The 26,402-nt window shown below is 59.2% G+C and carries 25 protein-coding genes and 1 pseudogene; 16 read left to right on the top strand and 10 right to left on the bottom strand.

Annotated elements, in window-relative coordinates:
- The 13 genes and pseudogenes from ACIK7D_RS25345 to ACIK7D_RS25285 all read left to right on the top strand — a co-directional run bounded on the left by ACIK7D_RS25345 (position 1) and on the right by ACIK7D_RS25285 (position 12,781).
- Complete coding sequence (locus ACIK7D_RS25345) at positions 1-1,083, top strand: ABC transporter ATP-binding protein (RefSeq protein WP_400157809.1); 1,083 nt, start codon at positions 1-3, stop codon at positions 1,081-1,083.
- Positions 1,080-2,063: an NAD-dependent epimerase/dehydratase family protein gene (locus tag ACIK7D_RS25340; protein ID WP_400157808.1), complete on the top strand. Its 984-nt coding sequence runs from the start codon at positions 1,080-1,082 to the stop codon at positions 2,061-2,063. The genes ACIK7D_RS25345 and ACIK7D_RS25340 overlap by 4 nt, the downstream gene beginning before the upstream one ends.
- Complete coding sequence (locus ACIK7D_RS25335) at positions 2,060-3,742, top strand: SMP-30/gluconolactonase/LRE family protein (RefSeq protein WP_400157807.1); 1,683 nt, start codon at positions 2,060-2,062, stop codon at positions 3,740-3,742. The genes ACIK7D_RS25340 and ACIK7D_RS25335 overlap by 4 nt, the downstream gene beginning before the upstream one ends.
- A 3-nt stretch (positions 3,743-3,745) precedes the next feature.
- Positions 3,746-4,507, top strand: coding sequence for an SDR family NAD(P)-dependent oxidoreductase (locus ACIK7D_RS25330; protein ID WP_400157806.1), 762 nt, complete (start codon positions 3,746-3,748; stop codon positions 4,505-4,507).
- Between the two features lie 113 nt (positions 4,508-4,620).
- A complete protein-coding gene (locus ACIK7D_RS25325; protein WP_167857094.1) occupies positions 4,621-5,256 on the top strand; it encodes a hypothetical protein in 636 nt (211 codons plus the stop codon).
- A gap of 6 nt (positions 5,257-5,262) precedes the next feature.
- On the top strand, positions 5,263-5,679 hold the full coding sequence (locus ACIK7D_RS25320) for a hypothetical protein (protein ID WP_400157805.1): 417 nt from the start codon (positions 5,263-5,265) through the stop codon (positions 5,677-5,679).
- Positions 5,642-6,115 carry a hypothetical protein gene (locus tag ACIK7D_RS25315; RefSeq protein WP_400157804.1) on the top strand — a complete coding sequence of 158 codons (474 nt, stop codon included), beginning with the start codon at positions 5,642-5,644 and terminating at the stop codon, positions 6,113-6,115. The genes ACIK7D_RS25320 and ACIK7D_RS25315 overlap by 38 nt, the downstream gene beginning before the upstream one ends.
- Positions 6,073-6,435, top strand: a pseudogene (locus ACIK7D_RS25310) (type VI immunity family protein); the annotation flags it as partial. The gene ACIK7D_RS25315 and the pseudogene ACIK7D_RS25310, both read left to right, overlap by 43 nt.
- Positions 6,436-6,863: 428 nt before the next feature.
- Positions 6,864-7,148 carry a YMGG-like glycine zipper-containing protein gene (locus ACIK7D_RS25305; RefSeq protein WP_003524016.1) on the top strand — a complete coding sequence of 95 codons (285 nt, stop codon included), beginning with the start codon at positions 6,864-6,866 and terminating at the stop codon, positions 7,146-7,148.
- Between the two features lie 209 nt (positions 7,149-7,357).
- Positions 7,358-8,032, top strand: a complete 675-nt coding sequence (locus ACIK7D_RS25300; protein WP_080820132.1) for a response regulator transcription factor — start codon at positions 7,358-7,360, stop codon at positions 8,030-8,032.
- 1 nt (position 8,033) lies between these two features.
- Positions 8,034-9,383, top strand: a complete 1,350-nt coding sequence (locus ACIK7D_RS25295) for a sensor histidine kinase (RefSeq protein ID WP_400157803.1) — start codon at positions 8,034-8,036, stop codon at positions 9,381-9,383.
- 246 nt (positions 9,384-9,629) lie between these two features.
- On the top strand, positions 9,630-10,823 hold the full coding sequence (locus ACIK7D_RS25290; RefSeq protein ID WP_400157802.1) for an efflux RND transporter periplasmic adaptor subunit: 1,194 nt from the start codon (positions 9,630-9,632) through the stop codon (positions 10,821-10,823).
- Between the two features lie 8 nt (positions 10,824-10,831).
- The gene (locus ACIK7D_RS25285; protein ID WP_400157801.1) at positions 10,832-12,781 is read left to right on the top strand and encodes a MacB family efflux pump subunit; all 1,950 of its coding nucleotides are present in this window, start codon (positions 10,832-10,834) and stop codon (positions 12,779-12,781) included.
- A 67-nt stretch (positions 12,782-12,848) separates the two neighbouring features.
- On the opposite strand, the gene ACIK7D_RS25280 is transcribed toward ACIK7D_RS25285, so the two are convergent.
- Positions 12,849-13,733 (bottom strand): NmrA/HSCARG family protein, encoded by an 885-nt coding sequence (locus ACIK7D_RS25280; RefSeq protein WP_400157800.1) that lies wholly within the window; start codon positions 13,731-13,733, stop codon positions 12,849-12,851.
- 89 nt (positions 13,734-13,822) lie between these two features.
- On the opposite strand from ACIK7D_RS25280, the gene ACIK7D_RS25275 reads away from it, so the two are divergent.
- Positions 13,823-14,236 (top strand): helix-turn-helix domain-containing protein, encoded by a 414-nt coding sequence (locus tag ACIK7D_RS25275; RefSeq protein WP_135398125.1) that lies wholly within the window; start codon positions 13,823-13,825, stop codon positions 14,234-14,236.
- 693 nt (positions 14,237-14,929) lie between these two features.
- Here the strand turns inward: ACIK7D_RS25275 and gst are convergent.
- The 9 genes from gst to ACIK7D_RS25230 all read right to left on the bottom strand — a co-directional run bounded on the left by gst (position 14,930) and on the right by ACIK7D_RS25230 (position 24,783).
- The gene (gst, locus tag ACIK7D_RS25270; RefSeq protein WP_400157799.1) at positions 14,930-15,628 is read right to left on the bottom strand and encodes a glutathione S-transferase; all 699 of its coding nucleotides are present in this window, start codon (positions 15,626-15,628) and stop codon (positions 14,930-14,932) included.
- A gap of 265 nt (positions 15,629-15,893) precedes the next feature.
- Positions 15,894-17,651: a gamma-glutamyltransferase gene (ggt, locus tag ACIK7D_RS25265; RefSeq protein ID WP_400157798.1), complete on the bottom strand. Its 1,758-nt coding sequence runs from the start codon at positions 17,649-17,651 to the stop codon at positions 15,894-15,896.
- Between the two features lie 351 nt (positions 17,652-18,002).
- The gene (locus ACIK7D_RS25260; RefSeq protein ID WP_080820146.1) at positions 18,003-18,884 is read right to left on the bottom strand and encodes a carbohydrate ABC transporter permease; all 882 of its coding nucleotides are present in this window, start codon (positions 18,882-18,884) and stop codon (positions 18,003-18,005) included.
- Positions 18,881-19,969, bottom strand: a complete 1,089-nt coding sequence (locus tag ACIK7D_RS25255) for a carbohydrate ABC transporter permease (RefSeq protein WP_400157797.1) — start codon at positions 19,967-19,969, stop codon at positions 18,881-18,883. Before ACIK7D_RS25255 ends, ACIK7D_RS25260 begins: the two co-directional genes overlap by 4 nt.
- 13 nt (positions 19,970-19,982) lie before the next feature.
- Positions 19,983-21,251, bottom strand: a complete 1,269-nt coding sequence (locus tag ACIK7D_RS25250) for an extracellular solute-binding protein (protein WP_137454451.1) — start codon at positions 21,249-21,251, stop codon at positions 19,983-19,985.
- Positions 21,252-21,339: 88 nt separating this feature from the next.
- Positions 21,340-22,962, bottom strand: coding sequence for an EAL domain-containing protein (locus ACIK7D_RS25245; protein WP_400157818.1), 1,623 nt, complete (start codon positions 22,960-22,962; stop codon positions 21,340-21,342).
- 169 nt (positions 22,963-23,131) lie between these two features.
- Positions 23,132-23,437, bottom strand: coding sequence for a hypothetical protein (locus ACIK7D_RS25240; RefSeq protein WP_400157796.1), 306 nt, complete (start codon positions 23,435-23,437; stop codon positions 23,132-23,134).
- A gap of 243 nt (positions 23,438-23,680) precedes the next feature.
- Positions 23,681-23,965, bottom strand: a complete 285-nt coding sequence (locus ACIK7D_RS25235; RefSeq protein ID WP_400157795.1) for a glycerate kinase — start codon at positions 23,963-23,965, stop codon at positions 23,681-23,683.
- A 125-nt stretch (positions 23,966-24,090) separates the two neighbouring features.
- Positions 24,091-24,783 carry a DUF899 domain-containing protein gene (locus tag ACIK7D_RS25230; protein WP_400157794.1) on the bottom strand — a complete coding sequence of 231 codons (693 nt, stop codon included), beginning with the start codon at positions 24,781-24,783 and terminating at the stop codon, positions 24,091-24,093.
- Positions 24,784-24,891: 108 nt separating this feature from the next.
- Between ACIK7D_RS25230 and ACIK7D_RS25225 the strand changes: the two genes are divergently transcribed.
- Both ACIK7D_RS25225 and ACIK7D_RS25220 read left to right on the top strand, forming a co-directional pair.
- On the top strand, positions 24,892-25,122 hold the full coding sequence (locus ACIK7D_RS25225) for a hypothetical protein (RefSeq protein WP_400157793.1): 231 nt from the start codon (positions 24,892-24,894) through the stop codon (positions 25,120-25,122).
- A gap of 57 nt (positions 25,123-25,179) precedes the next feature.
- Entirely contained in the window at positions 25,180-26,400 is a 1,221-nt protein-coding gene (locus tag ACIK7D_RS25220; RefSeq protein WP_080820157.1) for an HTH domain-containing protein, read from the top strand.
- Positions 26,401-26,402 lie beyond the last annotated feature (2 nt).

The following is a 26,402-nucleotide window of genomic DNA, read 5'->3' as shown; positions in this document are numbered from 1 at the left end:
ATGGCCAATATTTCCATTCGCAACGTCAGCAAGTCCTATGGCGCGCTCAACGTGCTCAGGCCGTTTTCGCTTGAGATCGAGAACGGCGAGTTCGTGGTGCTGGTCGGGCCTTCCGGCTGCGGCAAGTCGACGATGCTGAAAATCCTCGCCGGCCTCGAACCGGCAAGCGAAGGCCAGATTTTCATCGGCGATAACGAAGTGACGGATCTGGCGCCGGGTGACCGCGACATCGCCATGGTGTTCCAGAACTATGCGCTTTATCCGCACCTCACCGTTCGCCAGAATATCGGCTTCGGCCTGAAAATGCGCGGCACCGACAAGACCGAGATCGACCGCCGGGTTGATGATGCGGCGCGCATTCTGGAAGTGACCCCCTATCTCGATCGCAAGCCCAAGGATCTCTCGGGCGGTCAGCGCCAGCGTGTCGCGCTCGGCCGTGCCATCGTGCGCCAGCCGCAGGCATTCCTGATGGATGAGCCGCTGTCCAATCTCGATGCCAAGCTGCGCGTCCACATGCGTGCCGAAATCGGCGCATTACACAAGCGCATCGGTGTCACCACCGTTTATGTGACGCATGATCAGGTCGAGGCGATGACGATGGCGGACCGCGTCGTCATCATGCAGGGCGGCATCATCCAGCAGATCGCCGCACCCGACGAGCTTTTCAACAATCCGGCCAATCTTTTCGTTGCCGGTTTCATCGGCTCGCCGGGCATGAATTTCCTCAATGCGGAACTGCGTGACGGCACTGTTACCCTGTTTGGGCAACAGGTCTCCCTGCCGGGTGCCGTCGGCCGCCAGGGCAGCGTGATTGTCGGCCTGCGGCCGGAACGTCTCGTTCTGGGCGATGCGCCTGTTACCTTCGATGTCCGTCCGACGCTGGTGGAAAGCCTGGGGTCGGAAAAATACGTCTATTTCGATGCGGAAGGTGCAAGGGTCGCGGATGGTGAGGAGGGCAAGTCCAAGGGGCTGATCGCCCGCGTCTCGCATACCGGCAGCCTTCCCGGCAATGAGGCGCTCCGGCTCGGTTTCGATCCGGCCCAGCTTTATCTCTTCGATGCAAAGACGGGAGCACGGCTATGATCCTCGTTACCGGATCGGCAGGGCGTGTCGGCCGTGCCGTTGTCGCAGCCTTGCGCGCACAGGGCCGCGCCGTTCGCGGTTTTGATTTGAGGCCATTGGCAACCGGCGGCGAGGAAGTCGTCGGGTCGCTGGAGGATGCGCAGGCATTGTCCGAGGCTATCAGGGGCGTCAGCGCCGTCCTGCATCTGGGCGCCTTCATGTCATGGGCTCCGGCGGATCGTGACCGCATGTTCGCCGTCAATGTCGAGGGCACGCACCGGCTTCTGGATGCGGCGTCAGCAGCTGGCGTGCGGCGGTTCGTTTTCGCTTCGTCGGGTGAGGTCTATCCGGAAAACCGGCCGGAGTTCCTGCCGGTCACCGAGGACCATCCGCTCTGCCCCAATTCGCCCTATGGGCTGACCAAGCTTCTTGGTGAAGAGCTGGTGCGCTTCCACCAGCGAAGCGGCACCATGGAAACGGTGATCCTGCGGTTTTCTCATACGCAGGATGCGGCGGAACTGCTGGATGAGGAGAGTTTCTTTTCCGGTCCCCGGTTTTTTCTGCGGCCGCGTATTCGCCAGCAGCAGGATTTCGGAAATACTGCCATCGCCGAATTGCTCCAGTCCCGCGATATCGGTGAGCCGTCGCACATTCTGGCGCGTAATGAAAACGGCCGGCCGTTCCGCATGCATATAACCGATACGCGCGACATGGTGGCGGGCATTCTGCTTGCTCTCGATCACCCCGGGGCGGCGGGCGGCACCTTCAATCTTGGCGCCGATGAACCGGCCGATTTCGCCGCGCTTCTGCCGAAAATTGCGGCGCTGACCGGCCTGCCCATCGTGACAGTCGATTTTCCCGGCGACGGCGTTTATTACCATACGTCCAACGAGCGGATCAGAAACACTTTGGGGTTTGAAGCGGAATGGACGATGGAGCGGATGCTGGACGACGCGGCGGCCGCACGGCGGCAGCGACTCGCGAAGGAGCAGAGGCAATGAAACCGGAGACGCCGGGCGGCACGGCGGCACTGGCCAAGGGCCTGACCCTGCTCGACATGGTTGCCGATGCGCCGGAACCGTTGCGTTTTGCCGAGCTGCTGCGTGCCTCCGGTCTGCCGAAGCCGACATTCGCGCGCATCCTGCGCACCCTCATCGCCTATGGCCTCGTCCGTCAGGATGAGGCTCGCGGCACCTATGTGCTGGGCCAGCGTTTTCTGGAAATGTCCCACAAGGTCTGGGAGAGCTTCGATCTCGTCTCGGCGGCGACCCCGGAACTGGAGCGGCTGGCCGCCGAACTGGGGGAGACGGTTGCACTGTGCCGGCTTGACGGCACCATGACGCAATATCTCGCCGAACGTTCGCCGAACGGTCTTTCGGTGCGCGTCGAGGTGGGGCGTCGTGTTCTCCTGCATTGCACCGCACCGGGCAAGGCGCTGCTCGCCTTTCAGGACCCCGCCGTTGGTCGTGCGCTGCTGGATCGCCTGACGCTCGATCTGCAGACACCCAAAACCATTACCAGCCTCGATGCGCTGCAGGCCGATCTGACGCTGACCCGCGCGCGGGGTTATTCGATTTCCTACGAGGAGCATCTGCCGGGCGTGAATTCGGTCGCGGCCCCTGTCATGGGCCGGGACAATACGCCGATGGGCGTGCTCGTTGCGCTCGGGCCGTCGTCGCGGCTGGATTCCTCCAATATCCATCCCGCCGGACGTGAATTGATTGCCGCCGCCCGCCGCATTACCGGTGCAGCCGGGGCCGTGGCGATCAGCTCGCGGCCACGCCCGCGTTCGGCAACAGGCCGCCCCAGCGCCGAACTCAGCTGTATTCTGCCTTGGGGTGCGCAGCTGGGGGAAAGCCCGGTCTGGCACGAGGGGGAAAACGCGCTCTACTGGGTGGACATCCTGCATCCGGCGGTGCACCGCTTCGATCCTGCCACCGGCCGCAACGAAACCTGCGAGACCGGCAAGCTGGTCAGCGCCGTCATTCCGGTCACCGGCGGGCGGTTGCTGGTGGCGTCGCAGGATGGCGTGGAATGGCTGAATTTCGCCTCCGGCCGGCTGACACCCTTCGTCAGCCCGGAGGCGGGCATTGCCGATAACCGCCTGAACGATGCCAAATGCGGGCCGGATGGCGCGATCTGGGTCGGCTCGATGCGCATCGATGCCTCCAAGCCCACGGGTGCGCTTTATCGCATCAATGCCAATGGCGCATCCGAGCGCAAGGAAGGCGGCATCATTGTTTCCAACGGTCTCGGCTGGAGCCCCGATGGCAGGACCTTCTATTTCGTCGATACCGTGCCTGGCCTCATCCATGCCTATGATTGCGATCCGGCGACGGGCGCGCTGTCGCAGCGCCGCGAATTCGCCCGCATTCCGGTGGCCGATGGCCGGCCGGATGGTCTGGCCGTGGATGCAGAAGGCGGTGTCTGGTGCGCCATCTGGGATGGCTGGTGCGTGCGCCGTTATCTTCCGAACGGCAAGCTCGACCAGGTGATCGACATGCCGGTGCCGCGCCCTTCCAGCATCGCCTTTGGCGGGCCGGACCTGTCGACGCTGTTCATCACCAGCGCCCGCACGCGCCTGCCTGCCTCCACACTCGCTGACGCGCCGCTGTCCGGCGGCCTGTTTTCCTGCCGCCCGGGAATTGCCGGCGCGCGCATTTCGCTGTTTGAAGGATAAAGGATGCGTCTCGAAAGCGTCTTTGGATTGAAGGGCCGCACGGCGCTCGTCACCGGTTCCAGCCGTGGAATAGGCGCCGCCATTGCCGAGGGGCTGGCGGGCGCGGGCGCCCATGTCATCCTGCATGGCGTAAAGCCGGGCGCTGCCGCGCCCGTGCAGCACCGGATCGTCGCAAGCGGCGGCACGGCGCAGGAACTGGCGGGCGATCTGTCCGAACCCGGTGCCGGTCGTGACCTCATCGAACGGGCCGAGGCGATAGCACCGGTCGATATTCTTGTCATCAATGCCAGCGCCCAGATCAACGCCGTGCTTTCGGAACTGACACCCGACGATCTGGCGTTTCAGCTGGCGGTCAATCTGGGCTCGACGATGGATATGCTGCAGGCCGCCCTGCCGCGCATGGCTGCCCGCAAATGGGGCAGGGTGGTTTCCATCGGCTCGGTCAATCAGCTGCGGCCGAAGGGCATCGTCACCGCCTATGCCGCCACCAAGGCTGCGCAGCACAATCTGATCCAGAGTCAGGCGCGGGATTATGCGCGCGACAATGTGTTGCTCAACACACTCGCGCCCGGCCTCATCGACACCGACCGCAATGCCCACCGTCGTGATGAGGACCCCGAAGGCTGGGCGGAATACGTCCGGACGCTGAACTGGATGGGCCGTGCCGGGCAGCCGGAAGAAATGGTGGGTGCCGCCATCTTCCTGTCGTCGCAGGCCTGCAGTTTCATGACCGGGGAGAACATTTTTCTGACAGGTGGATATTGACGGATTTGCCGGCACGGCTTGCTACTAGCGGGAGGAAATTCTTGCAAAGATGACTGACATCCTCCAGCCTTTCATCGTCGGTGTGTATGCACGCTCGAAAGACCGGAGAAAGCATGGGACATTTTAATATTGTTTATCAGGGTCTTTCGCTTAGTCTGCCAATAGCGGAAGAAGGCATCGTACTTTGGGCGGTATCCGGTTCCTTTCCCGGCCAGACCCTGGGCGATTCCATAGGGCTGAACCTGAAGCTGACTTCCCCGAAGTTTTTCTTCGATCCGCATAATGACCCGGAGGATGATGTCGCCCAGTGGCTGAACCCCGGCCTTGACACACAATGGCTCGCTATCCCGCTGAAACGCTTTCAGAACCGCGACTACCGTTCTCTCGACGGGTTGCGCGTCGAATTCAGGGGTGAGGGGACACGCAACGCCCTGACCAATGACGACTGGTGGGAAGCCCCCGGACTTGTCGCGACATATAGTGACGAGTTCTTCAAACGTGCTGACATCACCATGCGTCATGATGGCGGCGGGAGGTTCAAAGCGGATGTTTCGGGCGAAACGCAGTTCGGTACGAGTTTTGACATCTCGTTCGATGCTCCGCTGACTGTTCAGCTGAATGCCTATCGCAATTCGGCAACCGCGGATGAACTGTTGCAATGGTTTGACAGGTTCCTGCGGCAAAGTGATTTCGTTTTCTCGCAAGAAAAACGCGGTGAGGACCTCTACCTACGGGGTGCGGTCAGATAGCGCGCCATGGATTTCGTCCCGACTTCATGGATCACTGTGATCGACGGAAACCTGCATGTCAGCGGCAAGGTCTCAACACAGATTGAGGGGGGCGATGGGCATGTTACCCTCGTTGTTTTCGGTGATCTGAACTGCGGCAGCGTCGATAATGACTGGGCCAGCATTATCTTCGTCACCGGAGATGCCGTCGTCAGGGAGTGGGTTTTCGCGTCCAGGGAAGACTCTTCGATGGTTGTCGGTGGCGATTTCAGGACGCCGATTTTTATCGGTGCCGATATCTGGGTATCTGTCGGCGGCTCGGTCGAGATGGAATACGGTTATGGGTATGCAGTCGCTCTTGCACGGTTTGCTGATGCCTATGGCGCACCCCAGGTACGGCCGACATATGGTTGGCGCGAGCAACACAAATTTGTTGTCCTTTAACGAGCGAGTACGTCGCATCGCGTCACGGGAAGACGTTGCGCAAAATCTGTCACAAGACGAGTATTTTGACGAGGGGAAGATCGCAAGCTTCTATGTCAGGCACATGCCAAAACAGGCGCTGCGTTCGACAGATCCGGTTCACGACTACTTTACTGTCCTGCTTCCAAGCGCCGGCTACCGAGGCGGCAATGGGCGCTTGATGTATCAGACGCGGTTGTCGGAATTATCACGCGACCCAACTGGCGTGGTTCGCTTCTTCGTCGATGCCTGCCGTGATCTCCGGGTTTTTTATGCTGTTTCGGGGATGTCGCTTTTTTCTATTCTTATGCGACGGGTGCGACTGAAAAAGCGTATCCTCTATTCCGCCGGTTTCCTGGCCTCCTCTACGAAGATGGCAGTAATTTTACCTTGGAAATATTACGCCGCACCGATGTGATCCGTGACGTGAATTGGCTTACAGCCGTCAACGATGAACTACTGCGCGCGTCGGTGGTGTTGAGAAGGCAAGGGACACTCGGAGACGAGGTCATCCTCCATCCCTATGAGGGTGGCGTCGTTTTCCAAGCGGGTGAACGGCCCGTGCTCGGCGATTTAAATAAGGGCCGCGTGCCTGCAGCATACCGAGCGGTCAACGATTTCCTCAAGCCCTTGCGGTACGAGAACTGGGACTATCCTTATCTGCGAGCACCGGACGATGTTGACGAGATGGAGTATACGCAATGGTGGACACATCGATTTGACGATGGTGAACGTTAATTTTGTCCAGCCTCGTGAAGTTGAACGAAACTTATTACCATCATTTGGTCTCGACGCTGCCTTCCGATGCAGCTCGCTGCGTCGCGACCGTTTTGGAAAATGCGGGATCGTCGTGATAAAGCGTGCTGCGGAAGAAGGCGGTTGAAAGGCGCTGGATCGCGGCGACCCGCTGGGCCGTTCGTCGTCTCGCGCGCCTCATAACCAGGGATGTCGCCAAGAGCATGCCCTATCGATTAGGCGGGCGGAATTGCCTGAGAAGGACTTATCGCGAAGACACGCATCCTACACGAATTTGCGCTTTCTACCGGTATCGATATTGACGGTTCTGCGTAACTTTCACGTAATTTTCGGTGTCCATACGTCTCCGCCTTGGTGCGTCACAACGGTCGACGGCCGACCGTATCGGCGATGGCTCGAAAGGACAGGACATGAAAAAGATCATTTCAGGCGTACTCGTTTGCTTGACGCTGACAGCGTGCAGCCAGACGGAAAAGGGCGCCGGCATTGGTGCGGCAAGCGGCGCTATCATCGGTGGGTTGGCAAGCGGCACTTGGGAAGGCGCTGCAGTGGGAGCCGCCGCAGGCGGCGTGGGAGGGGCCGTGGTAGGCAACATCAGCGAACGTAACGACAGGAACCGCCGCGACCGCTGGGAACAACGGGACCGCCGCGACTACGGATGCAGATACCGGGATCATTACGGTCGCTGCCGATAAAGATTGCGGCTTGGGTGGCGCACGTCAACGACGATGGATATCGGACTGACTTCGGTTTCTCCGGTCTCCCACGTCCGTAGCAGTTTCATGATGTCCCGCAACCTGATGGTCAGGGCATCACGACTGTCGAGGTTATCTGAACCAGAGCCGTAGTTTTGCAGTAAAGACTATCGGGAATGACGGTCCGAGACTTGACTGATTAGGCGACTATGAAACTTCTACTTATCGAAGACGATCCGGAAATGACGGATGCCTTGAGGACGGCCCTCTCGCAGCATGGCATCGTGCTGGATGCTGTTGGAGATCTGGCGATGGCGCGGGAAGCAATCGCCATGGCGGATTACGATATTGTCCTTATCGACCGGCAACTGCCGGATGGCGATGGCAGTACCTTCCTCGCCGATTTGCACCGCACGGGTTCAAATACGCGATCGATCATCATCTCCGCTCTGAGGTCGACCGACGAGCGAATTTCCGGCCTCAATGACGGTGCCGATGACTATTTGCCGAAGCCGTTCGAAATTCCCGAGCTGATTGCCAGAATGAGCGCTGTGCTGAGGCGGGTTCCGACAGCCGGCCCATTCGTCCTGTCGGCAGGAAACGTTACCTATGATCGGGTTTCATGCGATGTGCATGTCAACGGCATCAGGCTTGCGCTCACCCGCAGGGAACTGCTCATCATCGAAACTCTTTTGAGAAACCGTGGTCGTACCGTGTTGCGCTCGTCCCTTGAGGGGCAGGTCTATTCCTTTGACGACGAAATCCAGTCGAACTCACTGGAATCCAATATGTCTCGCCTGCGCCGAAAGCTTGGCGAAGCGGAGGCCGACATTGTTATCAAGAATATTCGTGGCATAGGCTACTACCTTCATGAGCAGAAATAGGATGACCAGCACATCCCTTCGCTGGCGATTCACTTTTGGTTTTATCGTCCTGCAGCTCTGCGCCGTCATCGCGTCGCTCAGCCTGGTTTTCTATCTCCTTTCTGGCCTCAAGCCCGATGTGGCGATCACGTCCATCTGGCTGTCTCAGGAAATCGCAGACTCGGTTCGTCTCGAGCCGAATGGCCGGCCCCATTTGGTTCCGACGGCCGAGCTTAAAGAGATTATGGAGGAAGCGCCTGACCTGTGGTTCGTGGCAGACCTTGGAAAAGATATTGTCCTTGCACACGGCGCGCCTCCCGGGAAAATTGCCGACAACATGCCATTCCTGCGGGCGTTCAGAAGTGTCGAGCTCCATGGTGACCTGAACGATCCGCTGAGTGTTGCCCGCATGGAGCGTTTCGACACGGAGGCCGGTGAGGCAACGATTTTTGCCGGCGGTGTTTCGATGTCCCAATATGGTGTCACCGTGCTGTTGGGGAACCTTGCCATCGGTGTGCCGGCGCTGATCCTCGTCGCCATTTCCCTGATTGGCGTCCCGTTTGTCACACGCTGGGCTTTGCGGTCCTTCATCGACCTGACCAGGCGTCTCGACAGGATCGATCTCGACACACGTGGCGCCTTGGTCGAAGAGCGGGGCTTGCCCACTGAGGTGCTTCGTCTGGTGCGCGACATCAACAGGGCGCTGCGTCGTCTCGATAGCGGCTTCGAGGCGACGGAGCGCTTCTTCGTCAACGCGGCCCATGAACTTCGAACGCCGATTGCTGTCCTGCAGGTGAGAATCGATACGCTTTCACCAGGTGCGGATAAGACACACCTGCAGACGGCCATCAAGCGACTTACAGCGATCGCGAACCAGCTTCTCGACACCGAGAAGTACCGGCAGAAGCCCCAGCAGAATGCACCTGTCGATCTCAACAGCGTTGTGTCGAAGGTGGTCGCCGACCTTGCTCCCCTGGCGATCGCCGAAGGTTACGAGATTTCGTTCGATAGCGATGCGGAAAGCCTGTTCGTTCCCGGGGATGCCGAAGCTCTGGAGCGTGCATTCGTCAATCTGGTTCGTAATGCAGTCCAGTACGGAGGCGGGCGAGGACAGATATCGGTCAGTATTGAGGCTGACGGCAGCGTGACTGTCGCCGATCAGGGCTGCGGAATTGCCGGCGACAAGCAGTCGCGCATATTCGAGCCGTTCTACCGGGTCAGCCCTCACGGCTCAGGTGCGGGTCTGGGGCTCAGCATGGTCGACGAGATTGTCACCCGTCACGGCGGCTACGTTGAGCTTTCGTCCGCTCCAGGCAAGGGCAGCACATTTGCCGTACGCTGGCGCGAGAAGCGCGTTTTCCAGCAGCGGTAGGTCCGTCGCCTGCGCCAACAGGTCAAGGCATCTTCATCCGTCGACGTTGGCTGGGCACGGCCGCGATCACCTGATGTCTGGCGGGCAATCTCTGGCACGCCATCCACATCGCAAACACTCTTTGCCGATCGGTTGATTTTACAGCGCGTGCCAAACGGATAGGCGCGACGACGGCTCCCCGTAATTTTCAGGTAACTCTCGTGACAGAGAAAGCCCGCAAATTTCAATAGCATGGGCCACGACTAAATGACACGACACATTACCCGCAAGCGTTTGATCCTGGGGGCGGCAACCCTTGTCGGTCTGCTGGGCGTCTGGCTGCTGTTTCTGCGTCCGCCGGCAAAGCTTGAACTGGTGACGGCGCAGGTGCGAACGGGTGACATTGAAGAGGTGGTGCTGGCGACCGGGATTCTCGAACCGCTCGAGCTGGTGCGTGTCGGCGCTCAGGCCTCTGGTCGCATTGAGCATCTGGCTGTCAAGATCGGTGACATCGTTGAGGCTGGCCAATTGGTGGCCGAGATCGATTCCCAGACCCGGCGCAACACCTTGCGGGACCGTGAGGCCGCTTTGGCCAACATTCGCGCCGTTCACGCCGCGCGCAGCGCCGGTCTGGTGAAAGCCGAGAAGGATTTCGAGCGCGAGCGTGACCTGCTGGCAGGTGGTTCCACGCCGCGCGCCCAGTATGACGCCGCGGTTGCGATGCGAGACACCGCGCGGGCTGAGGTTCAGTCGCTGGACGCTCAGGTCGCCCAAGCGCAGGTCGCGCTGGAGTCTGCGGGCATAGAGCTGGACTATACGCGGATCACTTCCCCAATCGCCGGCACGGTGGTCGCGATCGTCACTGACGAGGGCCAAACCGTGAATGCCCTGCAGACAGCGCCGACCATCGTCATGATCGCGCGATTGGACACAATGACGGTGCGCGCCGATATCTCCGAGGTTGACGTCGTGCGTGTGCGGCGGGGCCTGCCGGTCTGGTTCAGCATTCTTGGCGATCCGAAGCGCCGTTTCGATGGGGAGTTGCGACAGGTGGAACCGGCCCCGGCCTCCATCGCCAACGAGAGCAACGCCGCCGCGAGCCGGATTGGCTCAACCAACGGTGCGGTCTATTACACCGGGCTGATCGATGTGGCGAATGCGGATGGGGTCCTGCGGCCGTCCATGACGGCGCAGGTGTCCATCGTCTTGAGCCGCGTCAGCGGCGCCGTGCTGGTTCCGCTCAGTGCAGTGGAAGGGGCGCCCCGGGCCGGCGATACGGCGCGTGTGCGCATACTGGACGCGATGGGCGAGGTCCAGATCCGGCAGGTCCAGGTCGGTATCGATAACGGCGCGGACATCCAGATCCTTAGTGGTCTTCAGGCAGGCGAGACCATCGTCCTTGGAGCATCCACGGACGAACGCACGGATGGCCAGGCTCAACTGGCCGCTGCGAAGCGGTAGGGCGCGTTATGACTGAACCACTGATCCGCGTACGTGGGGTATCCCGCGCTTTCCCCGCAGGCGACGAGATGGTGCGGGTGCTGAAAGACGTCGACCTCGACATCGAGGCCGGCGAGATGATGGCCATCATCGGTGCTTCTGGCTCCGGCAAGTCGACGCTGATGAACATCCTTGGCTGCCTCGATCGTCCGACGGACGGCAGCTACTGGATCGAAGGACGCGAGACCTCGAAGATGTCCGTGGACGAACTGGCGGCGCTACGCCGTGAGCGTTTTGGTTTCATATTTCAGCGCTATCATCTGCTTGGCGATCTCAGCGCGGCCAGCAACGTCGAGGTGCCGGCCATCTATGCCGGACGCAGCCGATCCGACCGGCACAAGCGAGCGATCTCCTTGTTGACCCGACTGGGCCTCGCCGAGCGGACGGGCAATATCCCGGGCAAGCTTTCGGGCGGCCAGCAGCAGCGGGTGTCGATCGCCCGCGCCCTGATGAATGGCGGCGAGATAATTCTGGCCGACGAACCAACCGGAGCGCTGGATACGCACAGTGGCGCCGAAGTCATGAAGATCCTGCGCGAGCTTCATGCCGAAGGGCACACCATCATCCTCGTCACTCACGACAAGAAGATCGCCGAACACGCGGATCGGGTTGTCGAGATCAGCGACGGTGTTATCATTTCCGACGAGCGCAATATATCCAAATCCGCCGCGACGGCCCGTCCCATCCGCGAGCACGCGCTGGGCGCTGGCTGGCGGGGTGCACTTGACCGGATGACTGAGGCCTTTCGCATGGCGGGTGCGGCAATATGGGCGCACAAGATGCGCTCGCTTCTGACCATGCTCGGCATCATCATCGGTATCGCCTCGGTGGCGGCTATCTCGGCACTGGGAGCCGGCTCGCAGCAACAAATCCTGAGCAGTATCAGTTCGCTCGGCACCAACACGATCGAGGTGCGGGCCGGTAAAGGCTTCGGCGATCTGGAAGCGGGCAAGATACGGACGCTGGTTCCCGCCGATGCCGAAGCGCTGGTGAACCAGCCCTATGTCGACAGCGTGACACCGGCCGTCACGACGAGCGTAACTGTCAAGCGCGCCGCCGTGGCCGTCAATGCGTCAGTCACCGGAGTTGGCGCCGACTTCTTTCGTGTACGGGGTCTTGAGCTGGCGCATGGACAACTGTTCGACGCCCAGGATGTTATCGCCTACAGCCAGAATGTGGTGATCGATGCAAACGCCGCGCGAGACCTGTTTCCAGACCGGGTAAACCCGGTGGGGCAGGTCATCCTTCTGGGCACAATGCCGGCGAGGGTCGTGGGTGTGACGAAACGGGAAAACTCCTTCGGCCCGGCGGTTGATACATTGACCGTTTATGCGCCCTACACAACCGTCATGGGCCGCATGCTGGGTCGTCCGAACGTCGACGGCATAACGGTCCGTATCAGAGACGATGTCGACCCGGGCAATGTCGAAGCCGCAGTTTCCCGCCTTATCGAGCGTCGGCATGGCGCGAAAGACTTCTTCCTCACCAACTCGGCGACCATTCGCGAGACTATCGAGACCACCACGCAAACCCTGACGCTGCTGATTTCGTCAGTTGCCGTGATCTCGCTGATTGTCGGCGGCATCGGCGTGATGAATATCATGCTGGTATCCGTGACCGAACGCACCAAGGAGATCGGCGTTCGTGTGGCCGTCGGCGCGCGCCGCAGCGACATCCTTTCCCAGTTCCTGATCGAGGCCATTATGGTCTGCCTTGTCGGCGGCTTCATGGGAGTGATGCTCGCCCTCGGGATCAGCGCTCTTTTCAATTTGCTGAGCCCCGACTTCAAAATGATCTTCTCTTCGGGCTCCATCATGGTGGCCTTCGCCTGCTCAACCCTGATCGGAATCGTCTTCGGCTTCCTTCCGGCTCGCAATGCGGCAAAGCTGGACCCGATCGAAGCCTTGGCGCGTGACTGATGAACCGCAAACGTCTGCTCGATAGCCGTTGTGGTTCGCTTGTCATTATTGAGGCTGGCGTATGTCCCTAGACAGACGGTTGCAAGGCTGCATCGAGCAGCTTGCGCCCATTGCCAGCGAGCCAGGACCTGAAAGTGAGAAGGTCGGGGTTAATTTCGCGCATGACTTTCAGATCGACGAGCTCGGCGAGCGGCCCGTCTACCAGGCTCTCTGCCATATGCGCGAGATCTGTGTTTGCAGCGAGAACGTCATCGGGAAACCGTTCATAGGTTATCGAGCGACCGGCCGCTTCGCTGAAAGCGACCTCAAGTTCATGCCCGGTCAGTCGATCGCTCGCGATCTTAAGTGTTGCACCGCCAAAGCGGTACTTGTCGGCAAGCACGGCAGCGACAAACCTGCCGATGTCTTCCACGGCGGTAAGCTGAATGGAATGGTCGGGTCGGATCAGGGACACCAGCCGGCCCTCCTCCAGACCGAAGCCAGGTCGCACCAGCATTTCCATGAAAATCATCGGCCGGATTATGGTCGTAGCCATGTCGAGCTTTCGAATATGGGCTTCGATACGGGGCTTGGCGTCGAAACGCGGAACGCCTGTCAGTTCATTCCCGACGCTGGCGCCTGAGGAATAAACAAAATGGTTGATGCCGGTTTCGGCAGCGATATCCGCAATCGATATACCATGACGGACTTCGGCTTCGGCAGCCAGGCTGGCTGGCAGTACGCTAAAGACACCGTAAGCGTCTTTCATCGCTGTGCGGATTACTTTGGTCTCTTCAAATGAACCCTGCACAAGCTCGACGCCTGAATTCCGCAATTGCAGCGATGCAGCTTTGGTGGAGTCCGGAACGAGTGCGCGAACAGGCCATCCCGCCTTCACCAAGGCTTTGGCGACAGATCCTCCCTGCCTTCCGGTAGCGCCGAAAACCAGAATGGGGTGCTTGCTATTGGTCACTTGAAACCCTCGCGTTAAACAAGGACCGTCTATATATACGAATGTAATTCTGCCGGAAGACGGCACATTTTTCAGCATCAGGCACAAGGATGATACCCTTGGAAGAACAGATCGATGCCGGCCCATCGCGCGGATCAGAAAACGACAGACGCTTCAGACCCATTCCGTCAAACGGAGTCTGCAGCCTGCTGAGTGACAAATGGACTGTGCCGGTTCTTTGGCGTCTTTCTCTCGCGGAAGATCATCGGCTCCGCTTTTCGACTTTGAGAAAAGAGGTCGGTGAGATCACCCAGCGCATGCTGACGCTTACGCTGCGTAATCTCGAGCGTGAGGGATTTGTTGTGCGTCACTATTTTCCCGAAGTGCCGCCGCGTGTCGAGTACGAACTGACAGAGATCGCCCATGGAGCGTTGCGCGCCCTTGAGGGATTTAACTTCTGGGTCCACGACAATCTGGACACTATCAGAGCGCGCAGGCGCGCTTACGACCAGGCGGAGTTGTAAATCCAAGGGACCGAAATTGGCTGAGAAGGTCAGATGTCGGTCCAGTTTAGCAGCGCTGGGCTACGCGCGCTTTCCTCAGCATCCCGCCTGCTACGAGGCCCGCCTGTTCAGCTTGGTGAGATCGATTCCGAACCAAGCAGCGCTTCCCGGGGCTCGGAACCTTCCGTGTGGCCAGCCAGTTTTTGTCGGTGAAGCTAGAGGAACTGACCATGCCCAAGAAAATTTCGGCCCCCTCCAAGACGACCGACCCTAAAGAGCAGCCTGTCCGCCCTTCCGAGGACCAGGTGGAGCCCGCCGAGCCGGACGATCGCCAACATCCGCCGCGAGATACAAGAGAGACGCCGGCTCCGAACCCAAACGACAAAGGGCTTCCGAACAGGGCGCCTGAATAAGTCGGAAACCGAAGACGGACTTAAGGCGCGCGATCGGTAAGAGCGTCGGCTCCCCTCCTGCTCGACGCCATGCCCTGAATAACGTCCCAAGTTTGGGATCACCCACAGGTTTGCCCTCAATACTTGAGCAAATCAGCGCGTGAAACCTATGTGCCTGATTTAGTACATTTCATGCGGTGGCCGCTGGTTCGTTTCCCTTCAACTACAGTGGCTGGGAAATGGTGCGTCGGCGGTGCGTATCTCTTCAAGACTTTTGACCGGCTGCAAAGCAGACGAAGCGATGGCGCCGCGCAGACGTAAATCAACCCGCTACCTTTCGGAGCGATTTCTCAATCTCTCCTCCGCAATAAGCGTTGCCGTATTCCTCAAAACTTTTATTGTTCAAAGCAGCCAGCGAAGTTGTGGCTACCACTCTTCTGGAAAGACCCCAGATTGTAGGTGACGTATCCTCAATGATGCCCTGAATGACAGGGAACCGGTCAGCGACCGTAGTCCAAAGGATTGCAGTCGCTATATCTGCTACGCCAATCTTTTCTGTTCCCAGCATAAAGCCGGAACTAGCACTCAAGCCGTTTCGTGCCCCGGTATCCGCGAAAATACGGACCCATTTTTGGAGGCGTGGGACGAATTCCTCCCATTTTTCAGGTGTCCACATTTCGCGCCCGCCGTTGAGAGTCAGCTCATCAAGGACATCATTGGCATCGTTAACGATCTTGGCGCTGAGTGCGCGGCCCCCAATAGTTGTCGGCAACATATCCAGCCGCTCACCCAGATAGATGGCGATCGCCGGCATCTGGGAGATCGCAAAATTGCGCTCACGGTCAATCAGAACCGGGGGTCCCATGAAGGCAACCGGCTGCTTTTCCACCCCACAATCCATAATATCTTCAATCGCATCGACATCGTGTTCATCCCAGGAGTACCCACAATGGGCCAGAATTCCGCGGATGAACTGACCTCGAAAAGGAACTGGCCAGTAATAAAGGGCGAAGTTTTTCATGCCGTCCTCCATTGGTCATGCAAACAACGAACGGATTTGGTTGTTACCAGTTCCCCGACGTGCACTAAGAGTAAAAATGGAACTCAAGGAATGCTCTGACGCTTTGACGGCTTCAATGGCGCAGGAAGAGTTGTTTTTGGACGTAACCCTGTTCTTTACGATTTCCTCGCTAAAAACAGAACATCCATGCGGGGTAGTCATCTAACCTCCACACGAACGCTATGCTCAATCTCTTGAGGCCGCCGTTTTTCCGCAGGCTGAGTGTTCACTCCCCCACCACCACCCCCTCGCGTCGTGGGTCGGCGCTGCCGGCCAAGCCTTGGGCGGTGATTTCGACAGCATGCAGACCGGAATTCATCTCACCCGGTTTCACCTCGTAACCCAGCGCCTTCAGCGGACCGACCAGTTCTTCCGCGCTGGTGCCGGCCTCGATGTCGTAGGTGCCGAACCGGTTGATGAGATGCGGCTGGGCGACGATCGCCTCGACGGGCATGCCCCAGTCGATATAGGCGATCAGCGCCTGGGCCACATAACCGATGATCTGGCTACCGCCGGGCGAACCAATGGCGAGCAGCGGTTTTCCATCCTTCATCACGATAGTCGGGGCCATGGAGGAGCGCGGCCGTTTGCCGGGCTCGACGCGGTTGGCGACAGGGAGGCCGCCGTCATGGGTCTTGAAGGAAAAGTCCGTCAATTCGTTATTGAGCAGGAAGCCATTCGTCATCAGACGCGAGCCGAAGCCGCTTTCGATCGTCGTCGTCATCGAGACAACGTTGCCATCCTTGTCGACAATGACGAAATGGCTTGTGGAAGGCAATTCGAGTGCGGCATCCCGACCGAAAAGTAGCGCATGGTCCCATTCCGGCTCGCCGGCCTTGACGGCATCGTTGGCCAAGGCCCTGTCGCCGTCGAGAAGCTTTGCTCTGTCGCCTAGATAGGTCTTGTCCAGCATGCCCTTGATCGGTAGCGGCACGAAATCGGTGTCAGCGACGTAACGCTCGCGGTCGGCGAACGCCAGACGCTGCGCATCGCCGATAATGCGCCAACTGTCGACATTTTTCGGGCCTAGAGATCTGAGATCGAAATTCTCCGCCATGCCGAGCATCTGGCCGATGGCGATAGCGCCTGACGATGGCGGTCCCATACCGCAAACGTCAAGTGCACGATAGATAAAGCAGACCGGTTCGCGCTCGATGACGCGATAGTTGGAAAGATCGGAAAGCGACAGCACGCCGGGATTGTCGGCTGCCTCGCGCACGGTCTTGACGACCGCCTCGGCAATTTTCCCCTTGTAAAAGGCATCGGCGCCGCCTTTGGCGATCGCTGCAAGCGTCTCGGCATAGGCCGGGTTCTTCAATGGAGCACCGGCCTGCAAGGCTGCCCCGGAGGTATCAAAGAAATAGGACCGCGCCTCTGGATATTTCTTCAGCCGGTCGCCCTCGGACGCGATGAGGGAGGCAAGACGCGGCGACACCTGAAAACCCTCGGTCGCCAGCGTTTCCGCCGGCTTCAGCAGGCTTGCCCACTCCGCCTTTCCATAGCGTTTGTGAGCTTCCTCCAGAAGTCGCACCGTTCCCGGCGTGCCAACGGAACGGCCGCCGATTACTGCGTTCATGAATTTAAGCGGCTGACCCTTGTCATCCAGGAAGAGCTTTGGCGTGGCCTCCATCGGCGCCGTCTCCCGGCCGTCCAACGTTGTCAGCTTGCCGCTTTTTGCGTGGTAATAGACGAGGAAGGCGCCGCCGCCGAGACCGGAACTCTGCGGCTCAACGAGGCCCAGCACGGTCTGCACCGCCACCATCGCATCTACGGCGTTACCGCCCGCGGCGATCACGTCGCGCCCCGCCTCGGCCGCCAGCGGATTGGCTGCGGCGACCATGAAGCTCCTTGACTCGACACGTCTGGCAGTCGCAAGCCCCGTCGCTTTCTCTGGCGCCACAGTGTCGGATGCCTGCTGGGCGCAGGCGATTGCGGTGGAAAACATTAAGGCGAGAACAGCCTCACTGAGAAATCTCATTTTCATTAGCCTTATCCTCCAGAGCGGCACAATCGGTTAATGTGAGAAGGGCATCTGAGCCAGCAGCCGGGTCAAACCCGTAGTGATTCAGGCGCGGATGATTTTCCGAATTCTTCCTTCGTTCCCGCAGAGGCCCGGCGTCACCCGTATTTCAGCCTCGTCCGCGAGTATGAGTAAAGCGTTTAGGCATTTTGCCGCTTTGTTTCAGGCGGTTTATCCGATCGCAGATCACGTTGCGCGACTTGCCCTCCCTGCAGTTGGATCGGAGCCAGATGCTTTCGCTCAGTGATTCACACTTCTGCCACCAGCTTGCAAGCTATTAGCGGTTACGGCCTCACCCCGTACCCGGATGAGGCGCTATCCCTTTATCCCGCTTGCCGCGATACTGGAAATGAACAGCCTCTGCAGGCAGAGATAAAAGATCAGCACCGGAAGGGTGATGATGGTGAGATAGGCCATGACTTCGCCCCAGGGCGTGTTGAGCTGGAAAAAGTACTGCAGCCCAACCATTACAGGTCTGTATGCCTCGGACTGGGTAACGAGAAGCGGCCACAGATACTGCTGGCTATACATGACGAGAAACTTCAGGATCGCAGCCGTTGCGATCACCGGGCCGCTGAGCGGCATAACCACCTGCGCGTAAATCCGCAGCCAGCCTGCCCCGTCGATGCGCGCCGCCTCCAGTAACTCCTTCGGCAAATCCTTGAAATATTGCGCGAAGAGGAAAATTGTCAGCCCGTCTGCAATCCATGGAATGATCTGCACATGCCAGGAGTTGAGCCATCCCCAGGTGAACCCGTTGCTGCCAATCCATGGCAGGTTGTTGACTTCCAGCAGGAGCGGCACGGCAATTGTTTCAAAGGGAATGATGAGCGTGGCGAGGATGATCGAGAAGAGAACATCCTTTCCGCGCCAGTTCAAAAAGGTGAAGGCGAAGGCGGCGAGCGAGCCAAGCAGCAGCGCGAGAAACACGGTAACGCCCGTCACCACAACCGAATTGAATATGAAGGTCGCAATCGGTGCCCGGGCGAAAGCTGCCGTATAGTTTTCAAGCGAGAGATTTCCCACCGGCAGGAAGGCTCGTATCGATGTGGCGTCACGCAGCAACTGGTCGTTCGGTTTTAGCGACGAGAACCCCATGAACAACAGGGGCAAAATGAAGATCGCCGCGAAGGCAAGCATGAGCGTATAGTTACCGATGAGAAAAGCGAGGCTTTTGCGTTGTCCGGCCTGCATCATGGCTTCTCCCTTGTGAGGTATCGCTGGGTTAGCGAGATACACAGGACGAGCAGGAACAGGACGACCGAAATTGCGGAACCGGCCGCGATGTCCTGCTGGCGGTATCCTCGCTCAACCGCCTGATAGACAATGCTCTGCGTGGAATCGCGAGGCCCGCCTTTGGTCATCACGTCGATCTGCGCAAAAAGGGCAAAAGCCTGCATGGTGATGACGATGATAATCAGCACGGCCGTGTTGCGCAGCAGCGGCCAGGTTATCATGCTGAACTTCTGCCAGCGGTTCGCGCCTTCGATATCGGCAGCCTCGTATAGATCCGGAGAGATGGTTTGCAGACCGGAGAGCCATATGACCATGTGGAACCCGACGCCCTGCCAGACTGACATGATGAGGATGGCCCACAGGGCTGTATCCGTTTTGCCCAGCCAGTCGACTGGCTGGAACAGCCCGAAGCTCATATAACTCAAAAGGCTGTTCAGAAGCCCGTTATCCGCCGCGTAGATAAACCGCCAGAGCAGCGCCACCACCACCACCGACAGCACCACAGGCATGAAGTAGATCGCGCGGAAAATCGTGACGCCGGGGACCTTCTGGTTCACCAGCAGGGCAAGAAACAACGCCAGCGCCGCCTGAACCGGTGCAACGACCGCCACGAAGGCAAGCGTATTGACGAGCGCGGTCAAAAACACGACGTCGCGCGCCAGAATGACGATCTGGTTCTCACCCCAGGTGAAGCTCTTATATTCCCGCATCCCCTCCAGATGGGGATAGTCGGGATTGTTGCGGGTGAAATTGCGAATGCGCGGATAGGAGATGGCGCCATCTGCGCCCTGTTTAAGGCTCCCATCCGCCTCCCTTTCCGGCTCGAGCGTGAGCACACCAATACCCAGCAGCCGGGTGTAATTTTCAACGCCGACAAACGCGGTTGGATTGGGAGATGTCAGCCGCTGGTTGGTGAAGGAAAAACCGAGCCCCAGCAGAAAGGGCGTGATCAGGAAAAGCCCGATCAGCACCAGCGCCGGTCCAGCCATGAACCAGCCCGTCAAGCCGTCCCGGGTCAGTTTCCCCTTTGAAGAAAAGAGCGCCATCGATCACACGCCCCTATTTGGGTTGGTAACCGGAATTGCGCTCTATGTTGTTGTTTATCTCGTCGGCCGCGTTGTCCAGCGTATCGGCAACATCCGCGCCGTTGGCAATGTCGGACACGGCCTTGGAAAAGACCGGTGAGATGAAGGCGTAAGCGGGCGTCACCGGGCGCAACGTTCCCTGACGTTTCGAGAGCTCGAAGAAAACCTCGAGCGGGCCGCCCTGTTTGTAGTTCTTCGTCATCTGGGCTGCCGAAGACGTGGCCGGGATGAGGCCGATCGCATCGGAGAACTGCGCGAGATATTTGTCCTGTATGGCGAATTCGATGAAGGCGGAGGCGCCTTCGGGATGTTTGCTGGTGGCTGAGACGCCAAACTGCCAGGAGCCTGCACCGATCTTTGGACCGTTCCCGAAATCAGGGGCAGGCAGGAACAGCAGGTCGTCTCCATATTTCTCCAGAGCCTTCACCGCAACCCAGTTGCCCATCCATTGCAGGGCGTGGCGGCCTTCCAGAAAGCCGGTTTCATGGTCGGCAGGCGATTGCGATGTTCCGGGTGCGAGTTTTTTCTGGAACAGGGACTGCCACCATTCTCCGAACTTGATGGCGTTGTCTCCGTTGAGGGCGTTCTCGGCGGTTTGATAATTTTCCTTGTCGATCAAACTGCCGCCGAAGCTTTCCAGAAACGGGCTGAAGGCATAGCTGTACCATTCGGTTTTATCGGCCATGCCGAGGTCGATCGCATATTCGAATTTGCCGCTGGCCGCGAGCTTTTCGAGCACTGCATTAAATTCCTCGCCGCCCCATGGCTGGTCCAGCGTCGGAATGCGAATGCCATTTTCATCGAGAACGGATTTGCGGGCGAAGACCGCGACAGCCGCGTCCCACAGGCCGACCGAATAGAGCTTGTCTCCCCACTTTCCCACCGCGCCGGGCAGGAAATTGGCAAGCTTTGCCTCATCGATCTGCAGTGGCTGCAGATAACCGGACCACGCCCAGTTCGGCATGTTGGGGCCGTCGACATCCAGAATGTCTGGCAGCTTGTTGGAGAGCGCGGCGGCGGTGACGGATTCGTTATAGGCGGTTTGGGGGAACTCCTGAAGCGACACCCGCCAGTCCGACTGGGACGAATTGAAGTCCTCGATGATGCCGGCCAGAATCTTGCGTTCTTCCACATTGCCCGCGCCGTGATACCACATGGTCAAGTCGGTCTGCGCCAGTGCCACGGTGGAAAAAAGCGTCGTCAGGGCAGCGGCTGCCCCCGCAAAAATGGCTTTGGTGATCATAGATGGTCCTCCTCCTGAGGAAGAGTAACTTCAGCATCCACCGATTGTTCCGCAGAAAATTTGTGTTCTGGCGGTCCGAAACAGACCATCAAAGTGAGGGGTTCTTTTCCACCGCTTCGACAGGCGTCGCCTGAATGACCTCCGGAGCGGCACCGTATTCCGATTTGTTTTGCCGCTGGAACGCGATAAATTGCCCGGCGGGGAGGGGCCTCGAAAAAAGCCAGCCCTGACCGAAGTCCACGCCATGTTCGCGCAGATAGGCTGCCTGCTCCTCCGTCTCGATACCTTCGGCGACGGAGAACAGGCCAAGTTCACGCGCCATTCCGATAATATGGAGCGTGACGGTGCTGGTGGCGGTGTTCCTGCCGATCGTGTCGACGAAGGACTTGTCGATCTTCAGGGCATCCATGGGGAGCCCCTGCAAATATTGAAGGCTGGAATAGCCGGTGCCGAAGTCGTCTATTGCGACGGAATGTCCTGCCCTGCGCGCTTTATCCAGGGTAATGCGGGCCGCGTCGATGTCGATGAAACCGCGCTCCGTCGCTTCGAGCCATATTTGCTCCTTGCGGATACCGGCAGGCGTCAGACGCTGATCGATGAAATCCAAAATTCGTCCGGTTTTGATGTCCTGGGCGCAGAGATTGACGGCGATGTGCAGCGTACGATCCTCAACGAGCATGGGCCCGATATCGGCAATAATGGCTTCGACGACCTGATCGGTAATAGGCTCTATCAATCCGGTCTCCTCAGCAAGGGGAATGAAAAAATCTGGTCTTACAAGGGTGCCATCGGGCCGCCTCCAGCGGACGAGCGCCTCCGCGCCGACGCATATATTGGTCTTCAGATCGATAATCGGCTGATAATGAACGACAAATTCGCGATTCCGAATTGCGATTTCCAATTCTGTTTGCGGGGACAACCGCTTGCGCGACATCCAGACGATGATTCCGACGATAAAGGACGCAATGAATGCTCCGATCGGCAAAAGAACCATCAGCTCGCGCAGGAGTTTCTCCCGCATAGCCGCCCTCGGTTCGAGGACGACTGCGGTCAGCCCATCGTCTTTTACGACAGAGTAAAGCGAAGCATCATTGACATCCCGGCCCGCCTGCGCCGCAAGTGCCGTTACAACGCGCGCATCCGGCTGGTTCTGCGTGCTGATGACCTGCCCATGATCGTTGAGGAGCGCGAGGGATATTCCGTCTCGCAGTATGATATCGACAAAGCGGGAAGGCGCGACGAGCGCGTTGTGATGGCCGAGGTGCAGACTCGTCATCTGATCGCCATGGCTGACACCCGGCTGAATACGCAACGTCACTTCGATGCCTTCGGACGTGACATAATCGACATGGGATTTGGCGATATTTCCTGCGGTGCGGCCCCAGGACGTACATTTGATAACGCCGTTTTCGAAATAACCAATCTCCTCGATTGACGGAACATTGATCGTCACGATCCGCATTTGCGCGATATGTTGATCCGAACACGCAGGAAGATGCGCGGCCTCGATTGCTTCCAGCGCGCCTTGCGCTTCCTTGAATGTATTGTCGGCGCGCGCGAGTGACCTTTCGGCAACGAGAGCCAGGATGTCGAGTTCCTTTTGGACCGCGACCCGCCAGGAGGTCCAGGCCATGGCGGCAATGGGAAGCGCGGCTCCGATTATGGCCAGAAGTATCCCCACTGCTATTACGCGCCAACGCCGAGCCTGCATTGTTACTCTCCAACAGTAGCCGGAGAACAAATTGTCCTGTTCTCCTTAATTTTTGCTGTGCGCAAACTGGCGAAAGTCGTGGAGCAGTTTTTGGTGCATCAGTTTCCAGAAGAGCCGCCAGCCACTGGGCGATGGTGACCGTTGCGGGCTTATTGCTTTGGCTTTCTCCTCAGATTCCCGACCCATCGAGCTCGCGGGCATCCTCGCCCTCCCATGGAGCGGGCATCGTGAGGCCATCGGTATTGGCGGAGGGCATAGGCATCCAGCACTTCAATTCCGGCTCCGCGTATTCGATGATCCGCCCCGGCGAAGAGTCCGAGGCACGCCAGCCCTCTGAACCGTACTGGTCGCCCTTCGACCAGTAGGCAAGGTCTACCTGGGACGGCCCTTGTTCGGACGAACGTATCGTGATGAGAATCCGATCTCCGTTTTTCGGCGCGCTTGCCATATGGCGCCATCGTTGTGGTTGGTCCATCATTTCCCCCCTCGTTTCGGCATTCAAGTGTCGCCTCACCATCCAGGAGGGTCAACTCAAACTTTGTATGCAAGCGGGGTGGAAGCGGAACTCCAGGCTCTTTGGAACTTCTTCGCCGACAATTTTTTTCGTATTCCATAGGTTCCAGTGTCAGCCCACCTTTCCCGTCGGTATTCGCAGGGTCGTCCCGATCATGATCATCCTGACGGGATCTTCCGCCGCGCGCGCCAGAAGCTTCGGTGCCTATGAGATCGCGTCCTCCAGCGAGCAGGGCAGGGTCAATATTGAGGCGAAAGCATCGATCCCGCAATCGAAATTGAGCCTGACACCCTTGCGGATCGTGCCTGCAAGGGCAACGACGGGAACGCCGGCCGTCTTTGCACGGCGGGCAATTTCAGTCGGAACCTTGCCGAAAGGTGTCTGCCCGTCGAGGCTTCCTTCCGCCGTGATTACGAGGTCGGCATCGTGGAGACGGGATGGCGATCCACGGAAGAGGTCGGAAACGTTGCAGCGTTCTGGCCTACGCATCTCCGTGGGTAGAACTTCGTTCGCCCGGCTCCACTCCATCTCGACGCAATGCTGTCCGTAGTCAAAGAAGATGGGAAAAACATCCGCTCCCTCAGCGACGAGCGAATAGGTAAACGTAAGGACTGCTATTCGTACCGATCGTGGCGGCGGACCCAGTCCATTCCTTCGCCTTCGTTGCGTCCCTTCGGGGCGAGATCGAGTAGCTGATAGGTACCCATCATCGCCTCGACGCCGCGCCCATAGGTGGAGTAGGTGCGGAAGACCTGGCCGGCGTCGTCCTTGTAGAAGGCGCTGATGCCCGGCCACTCCTCGCCAAGTTCCGGCCACTCTCCGAAATTGTAGTCGATCTTGCCGGAGGCGACCTCGTCGGGTGTGAAGCTGACACGGAAATCGTGATTGAAGTCATTTCCGAAGGACGACACCCATTTGAAGCGCCAGCCCATCCGTTTACGGTAGCGCTCAAGGTCGGCGAGCGGTGCACGTGATATGGCGATCATGGTAACGTCGTGATGCGAAAGATGATTGTTCATGCCATCGGTATGATCGGCCATGAAAGAGCAGCTCGGGCAACCCTCCTTCCATCCCGGCGCGAACATGAAGTGCTGCACCAGAAGCTGCGATCGGCCATCGAACAGATCGGCAAGCGTTCTGGGGCCATCGAGCGTATCGAACACATATTCCTTTTCGATCTGCACCCATGGCAGCGCCAGCCGCTTTTGGGCGACCTCGTCACGGTGTCGAGTAAGCTCTTTCTCCGCATTCAGAAAATCCCGCCGGGCGGCGAGCCAGTCTTTGGTTGAAACGATTTTGTGGTTCATTGTCAGTCTCCTCGGGTTTTAGGGGATGGACATTGCCGCCAGTAAGCGGAAGCGAGCTTCAGCCAGGGCGGCAGGTGAAAGAGGCTCATCAGCAGGTACATGAAGGCCATGTCGCTGATCGGCAGCGCGCCGGACGGGGACGCGCAGATCCTCGCCTGCATGTCGTTCGCCGAAATCCAGGCCATCGACGCGAAGGTCGGCGAAGCTGCAAGAACGAGCCAGCCTGTGACATCGCATGATCGCAGCGTGTCCGAAGAGCGTTTTCTCGTTGGTTTGGACATTGCCATTTCTGAATTCCCAATTGAGGTTCGACAATGCTTCCTGCGACGCTTAACCTGACAAGAATCTATGTCCGAATGGCGGGAGAGTGTGAGTAACAAGTGTGACGGGATTTGAATGGACTCTCTGATTACCTTCGCGGCGCGGGCGCTTGCGGCGGGTGATCCGCTTGCAGCGCTCAAGCGCATCGCCTTACGCGCCGATGCCCCGGCGCTCGCCCTGCGCGGCATTGCCATGGCGCAGCTCGGCGACCTTGCACGCGCGAAGGAACTGCTGGGAAACGCGGCGCGCGCTTTCGGCAACCGGGAGCCCATGGCCCGTGCGCGATGTGCCGTTGCGGAGGCAGAGATCGCGTTGGTCTTGCGCGACCTCGGCCGTCCCATGGAGGGGCTCGCCGCCGCCCGGACAACGCTGGAGGCATTCGGAGACTTCGCGAACGCCGCGCATGCCGGCTATCTCGAAGCAAGGCGCTTGCTGTTGATCGGCCGTCTCGACGAGGCGGAGCGGGTTCTGAACGGCCTCGATGCTGGTGCGTTGCCGATGACATCGCGGGTAGGCTACGAGTTGGTGGTCGCGGGCATCGCGATGCGCCGCATACGCGCGAAGCCGGCTCGTGATGCGCTCGATCGCGCAGAAAACGCCGCGGAGGTCGTCGGCAATGCTGCATTGAAAGCCGAAGTCAATAGAGCCGTACGGGCCTTCGAAGCGCCTGCCGCGCGGCTGGTCGCGCGTAATGGAGAACGGCTTCTTCGGCTCGATGAGGTGGAGGCGCTCATTGCATCGGGGGCGCTTGTCATCGATGTGTGCCGGAACGTCGTGCGTGTCAATAAAGCCATCGTCTTTCTCGCGAATCGTCCGGTCCTGTTCGCGCTCATGCGCGTGCTTGGTCAGGCTTGGCCGGAAGATGTCCCGCGGGAGGAGCTTCTCGTCCGCGCCTTTCGTGCACGGGAAGCAGATGAATCGCACCGCGCTCGGCTGCGGGTTGAGATCGGGCGTCTGCGCGAGGCAATCAGGCCCTTGGCGCAGATACGCGCCACCGAGCAGGGGTTCGTATTGGAGTCACATGACGGCGGCGCGGTCGCGGTGCTTGCGCCGCCCGTCGAAGAAAAGCATAGCGACGTGCTGGCGCTTCTCGCCGATGGCGAGGCCTGGTCCAGCTCCGCGCTGGCGCTCGCGCTCGACGTCAGCCCGCGCACGGTGCAGCGGGCGCTCGATACCCTTGAGAAAAATGATAAGGTGGAGTGGTTCGGCCACGCACGCGCCCGTCGCTGGATTGCGACGAGCTTTCCGGGTTTTCCGACAAGCTTGTTACTCCCCGCCATCGGCATTTCAGGCTAGGA

Source organism: Agrobacterium sp. P15N1-A, from assembly GCF_044626815.1.
Lineage (GTDB): Bacteria > Pseudomonadota > Alphaproteobacteria > Rhizobiales > Rhizobiaceae > Agrobacterium > Agrobacterium leguminum.
Note: the sequence above shows the minus strand (reverse complement) of the source record. Positions and strands in the feature narration are given on the sequence as shown.

Excerpts from the sequence above, each read along its gene's own strand:
- ACIK7D_RS25255 (WP_400157797.1), bottom strand. The coding sequence starts at position 19,969 with ATGGCGCTCTTTTCTTCAAAGGGGAAACTGACCCGGGACGGCTTGACG.
- gst (WP_400157799.1), bottom strand. The coding sequence starts at position 15,628 with ATGAAAAACTTCGCCCTTTATTACTGGCCAGTTCCTTTTCGAGGTCAG.
- ACIK7D_RS25250 (WP_137454451.1), bottom strand. The coding sequence starts at position 21,251 with ATGATCACCAAAGCCATTTTTGCGGGGGCAGCCGCTGCCCTGACGACG.
- ACIK7D_RS25330 (WP_400157806.1), top strand. The coding sequence starts at position 3,746 with ATGCGTCTCGAAAGCGTCTTTGGATTGAAGGGCCGCACGGCGCTCGTC.
- ACIK7D_RS25245 (WP_400157818.1), bottom strand. The coding sequence starts at position 22,962 with ATGCAGGCTCGGCGTTGGCGCGTAATAGCAGTGGGGATACTTCTGGCC.
- ACIK7D_RS25285 (WP_400157801.1), top strand. The coding sequence starts at position 10,832 with ATGACTGAACCACTGATCCGCGTACGTGGGGTATCCCGCGCTTTCCCC.
- ACIK7D_RS25305 (WP_003524016.1), top strand. The coding sequence starts at position 6,864 with ATGAAAAAGATCATTTCAGGCGTACTCGTTTGCTTGACGCTGACAGCG.
- ACIK7D_RS25315 (WP_400157804.1), top strand. The coding sequence starts at position 5,642 with ATGGTTGGCGCGAGCAACACAAATTTGTTGTCCTTTAACGAGCGAGTA.
- ACIK7D_RS25320 (WP_400157805.1), top strand. The coding sequence starts at position 5,263 with ATGGATTTCGTCCCGACTTCATGGATCACTGTGATCGACGGAAACCTG.
- ACIK7D_RS25325 (WP_167857094.1), top strand. The coding sequence starts at position 4,621 with ATGGGACATTTTAATATTGTTTATCAGGGTCTTTCGCTTAGTCTGCCA.
- ACIK7D_RS25240 (WP_400157796.1), bottom strand. The coding sequence starts at position 23,437 with ATGGACCAACCACAACGATGGCGCCATATGGCAAGCGCGCCGAAAAAC.
- ACIK7D_RS25220 (WP_080820157.1), top strand. The coding sequence starts at position 25,180 with ATGGACTCTCTGATTACCTTCGCGGCGCGGGCGCTTGCGGCGGGTGAT.
- ACIK7D_RS25275 (WP_135398125.1), top strand. The coding sequence starts at position 13,823 with ATGATACCCTTGGAAGAACAGATCGATGCCGGCCCATCGCGCGGATCA.
- ACIK7D_RS25335 (WP_400157807.1), top strand. The coding sequence starts at position 2,060 with ATGAAACCGGAGACGCCGGGCGGCACGGCGGCACTGGCCAAGGGCCTG.
- ACIK7D_RS25235 (WP_400157795.1), bottom strand. The coding sequence starts at position 23,965 with ATGCGTAGGCCAGAACGCTGCAACGTTTCCGACCTCTTCCGTGGATCG.
- ACIK7D_RS25260 (WP_080820146.1), bottom strand. The coding sequence starts at position 18,884 with ATGATGCAGGCCGGACAACGCAAAAGCCTCGCTTTTCTCATCGGTAAC.
- ACIK7D_RS25230 (WP_400157794.1), bottom strand. The coding sequence starts at position 24,783 with ATGAACCACAAAATCGTTTCAACCAAAGACTGGCTCGCCGCCCGGCGG.
- ACIK7D_RS25345 (WP_400157809.1), top strand. The coding sequence starts at position 1 with ATGGCCAATATTTCCATTCGCAACGTCAGCAAGTCCTATGGCGCGCTC.
- ACIK7D_RS25225 (WP_400157793.1), top strand. The coding sequence starts at position 24,892 with ATGTCGCTGATCGGCAGCGCGCCGGACGGGGACGCGCAGATCCTCGCC.
- ggt (WP_400157798.1), bottom strand. The coding sequence starts at position 17,651 with ATGAAAATGAGATTTCTCAGTGAGGCTGTTCTCGCCTTAATGTTTTCC.
- ACIK7D_RS25290 (WP_400157802.1), top strand. The coding sequence starts at position 9,630 with ATGACACGACACATTACCCGCAAGCGTTTGATCCTGGGGGCGGCAACC.
- ACIK7D_RS25300 (WP_080820132.1), top strand. The coding sequence starts at position 7,358 with ATGAAACTTCTACTTATCGAAGACGATCCGGAAATGACGGATGCCTTG.
- ACIK7D_RS25340 (WP_400157808.1), top strand. The coding sequence starts at position 1,080 with ATGATCCTCGTTACCGGATCGGCAGGGCGTGTCGGCCGTGCCGTTGTC.
- ACIK7D_RS25295 (WP_400157803.1), top strand. The coding sequence starts at position 8,034 with ATGACCAGCACATCCCTTCGCTGGCGATTCACTTTTGGTTTTATCGTC.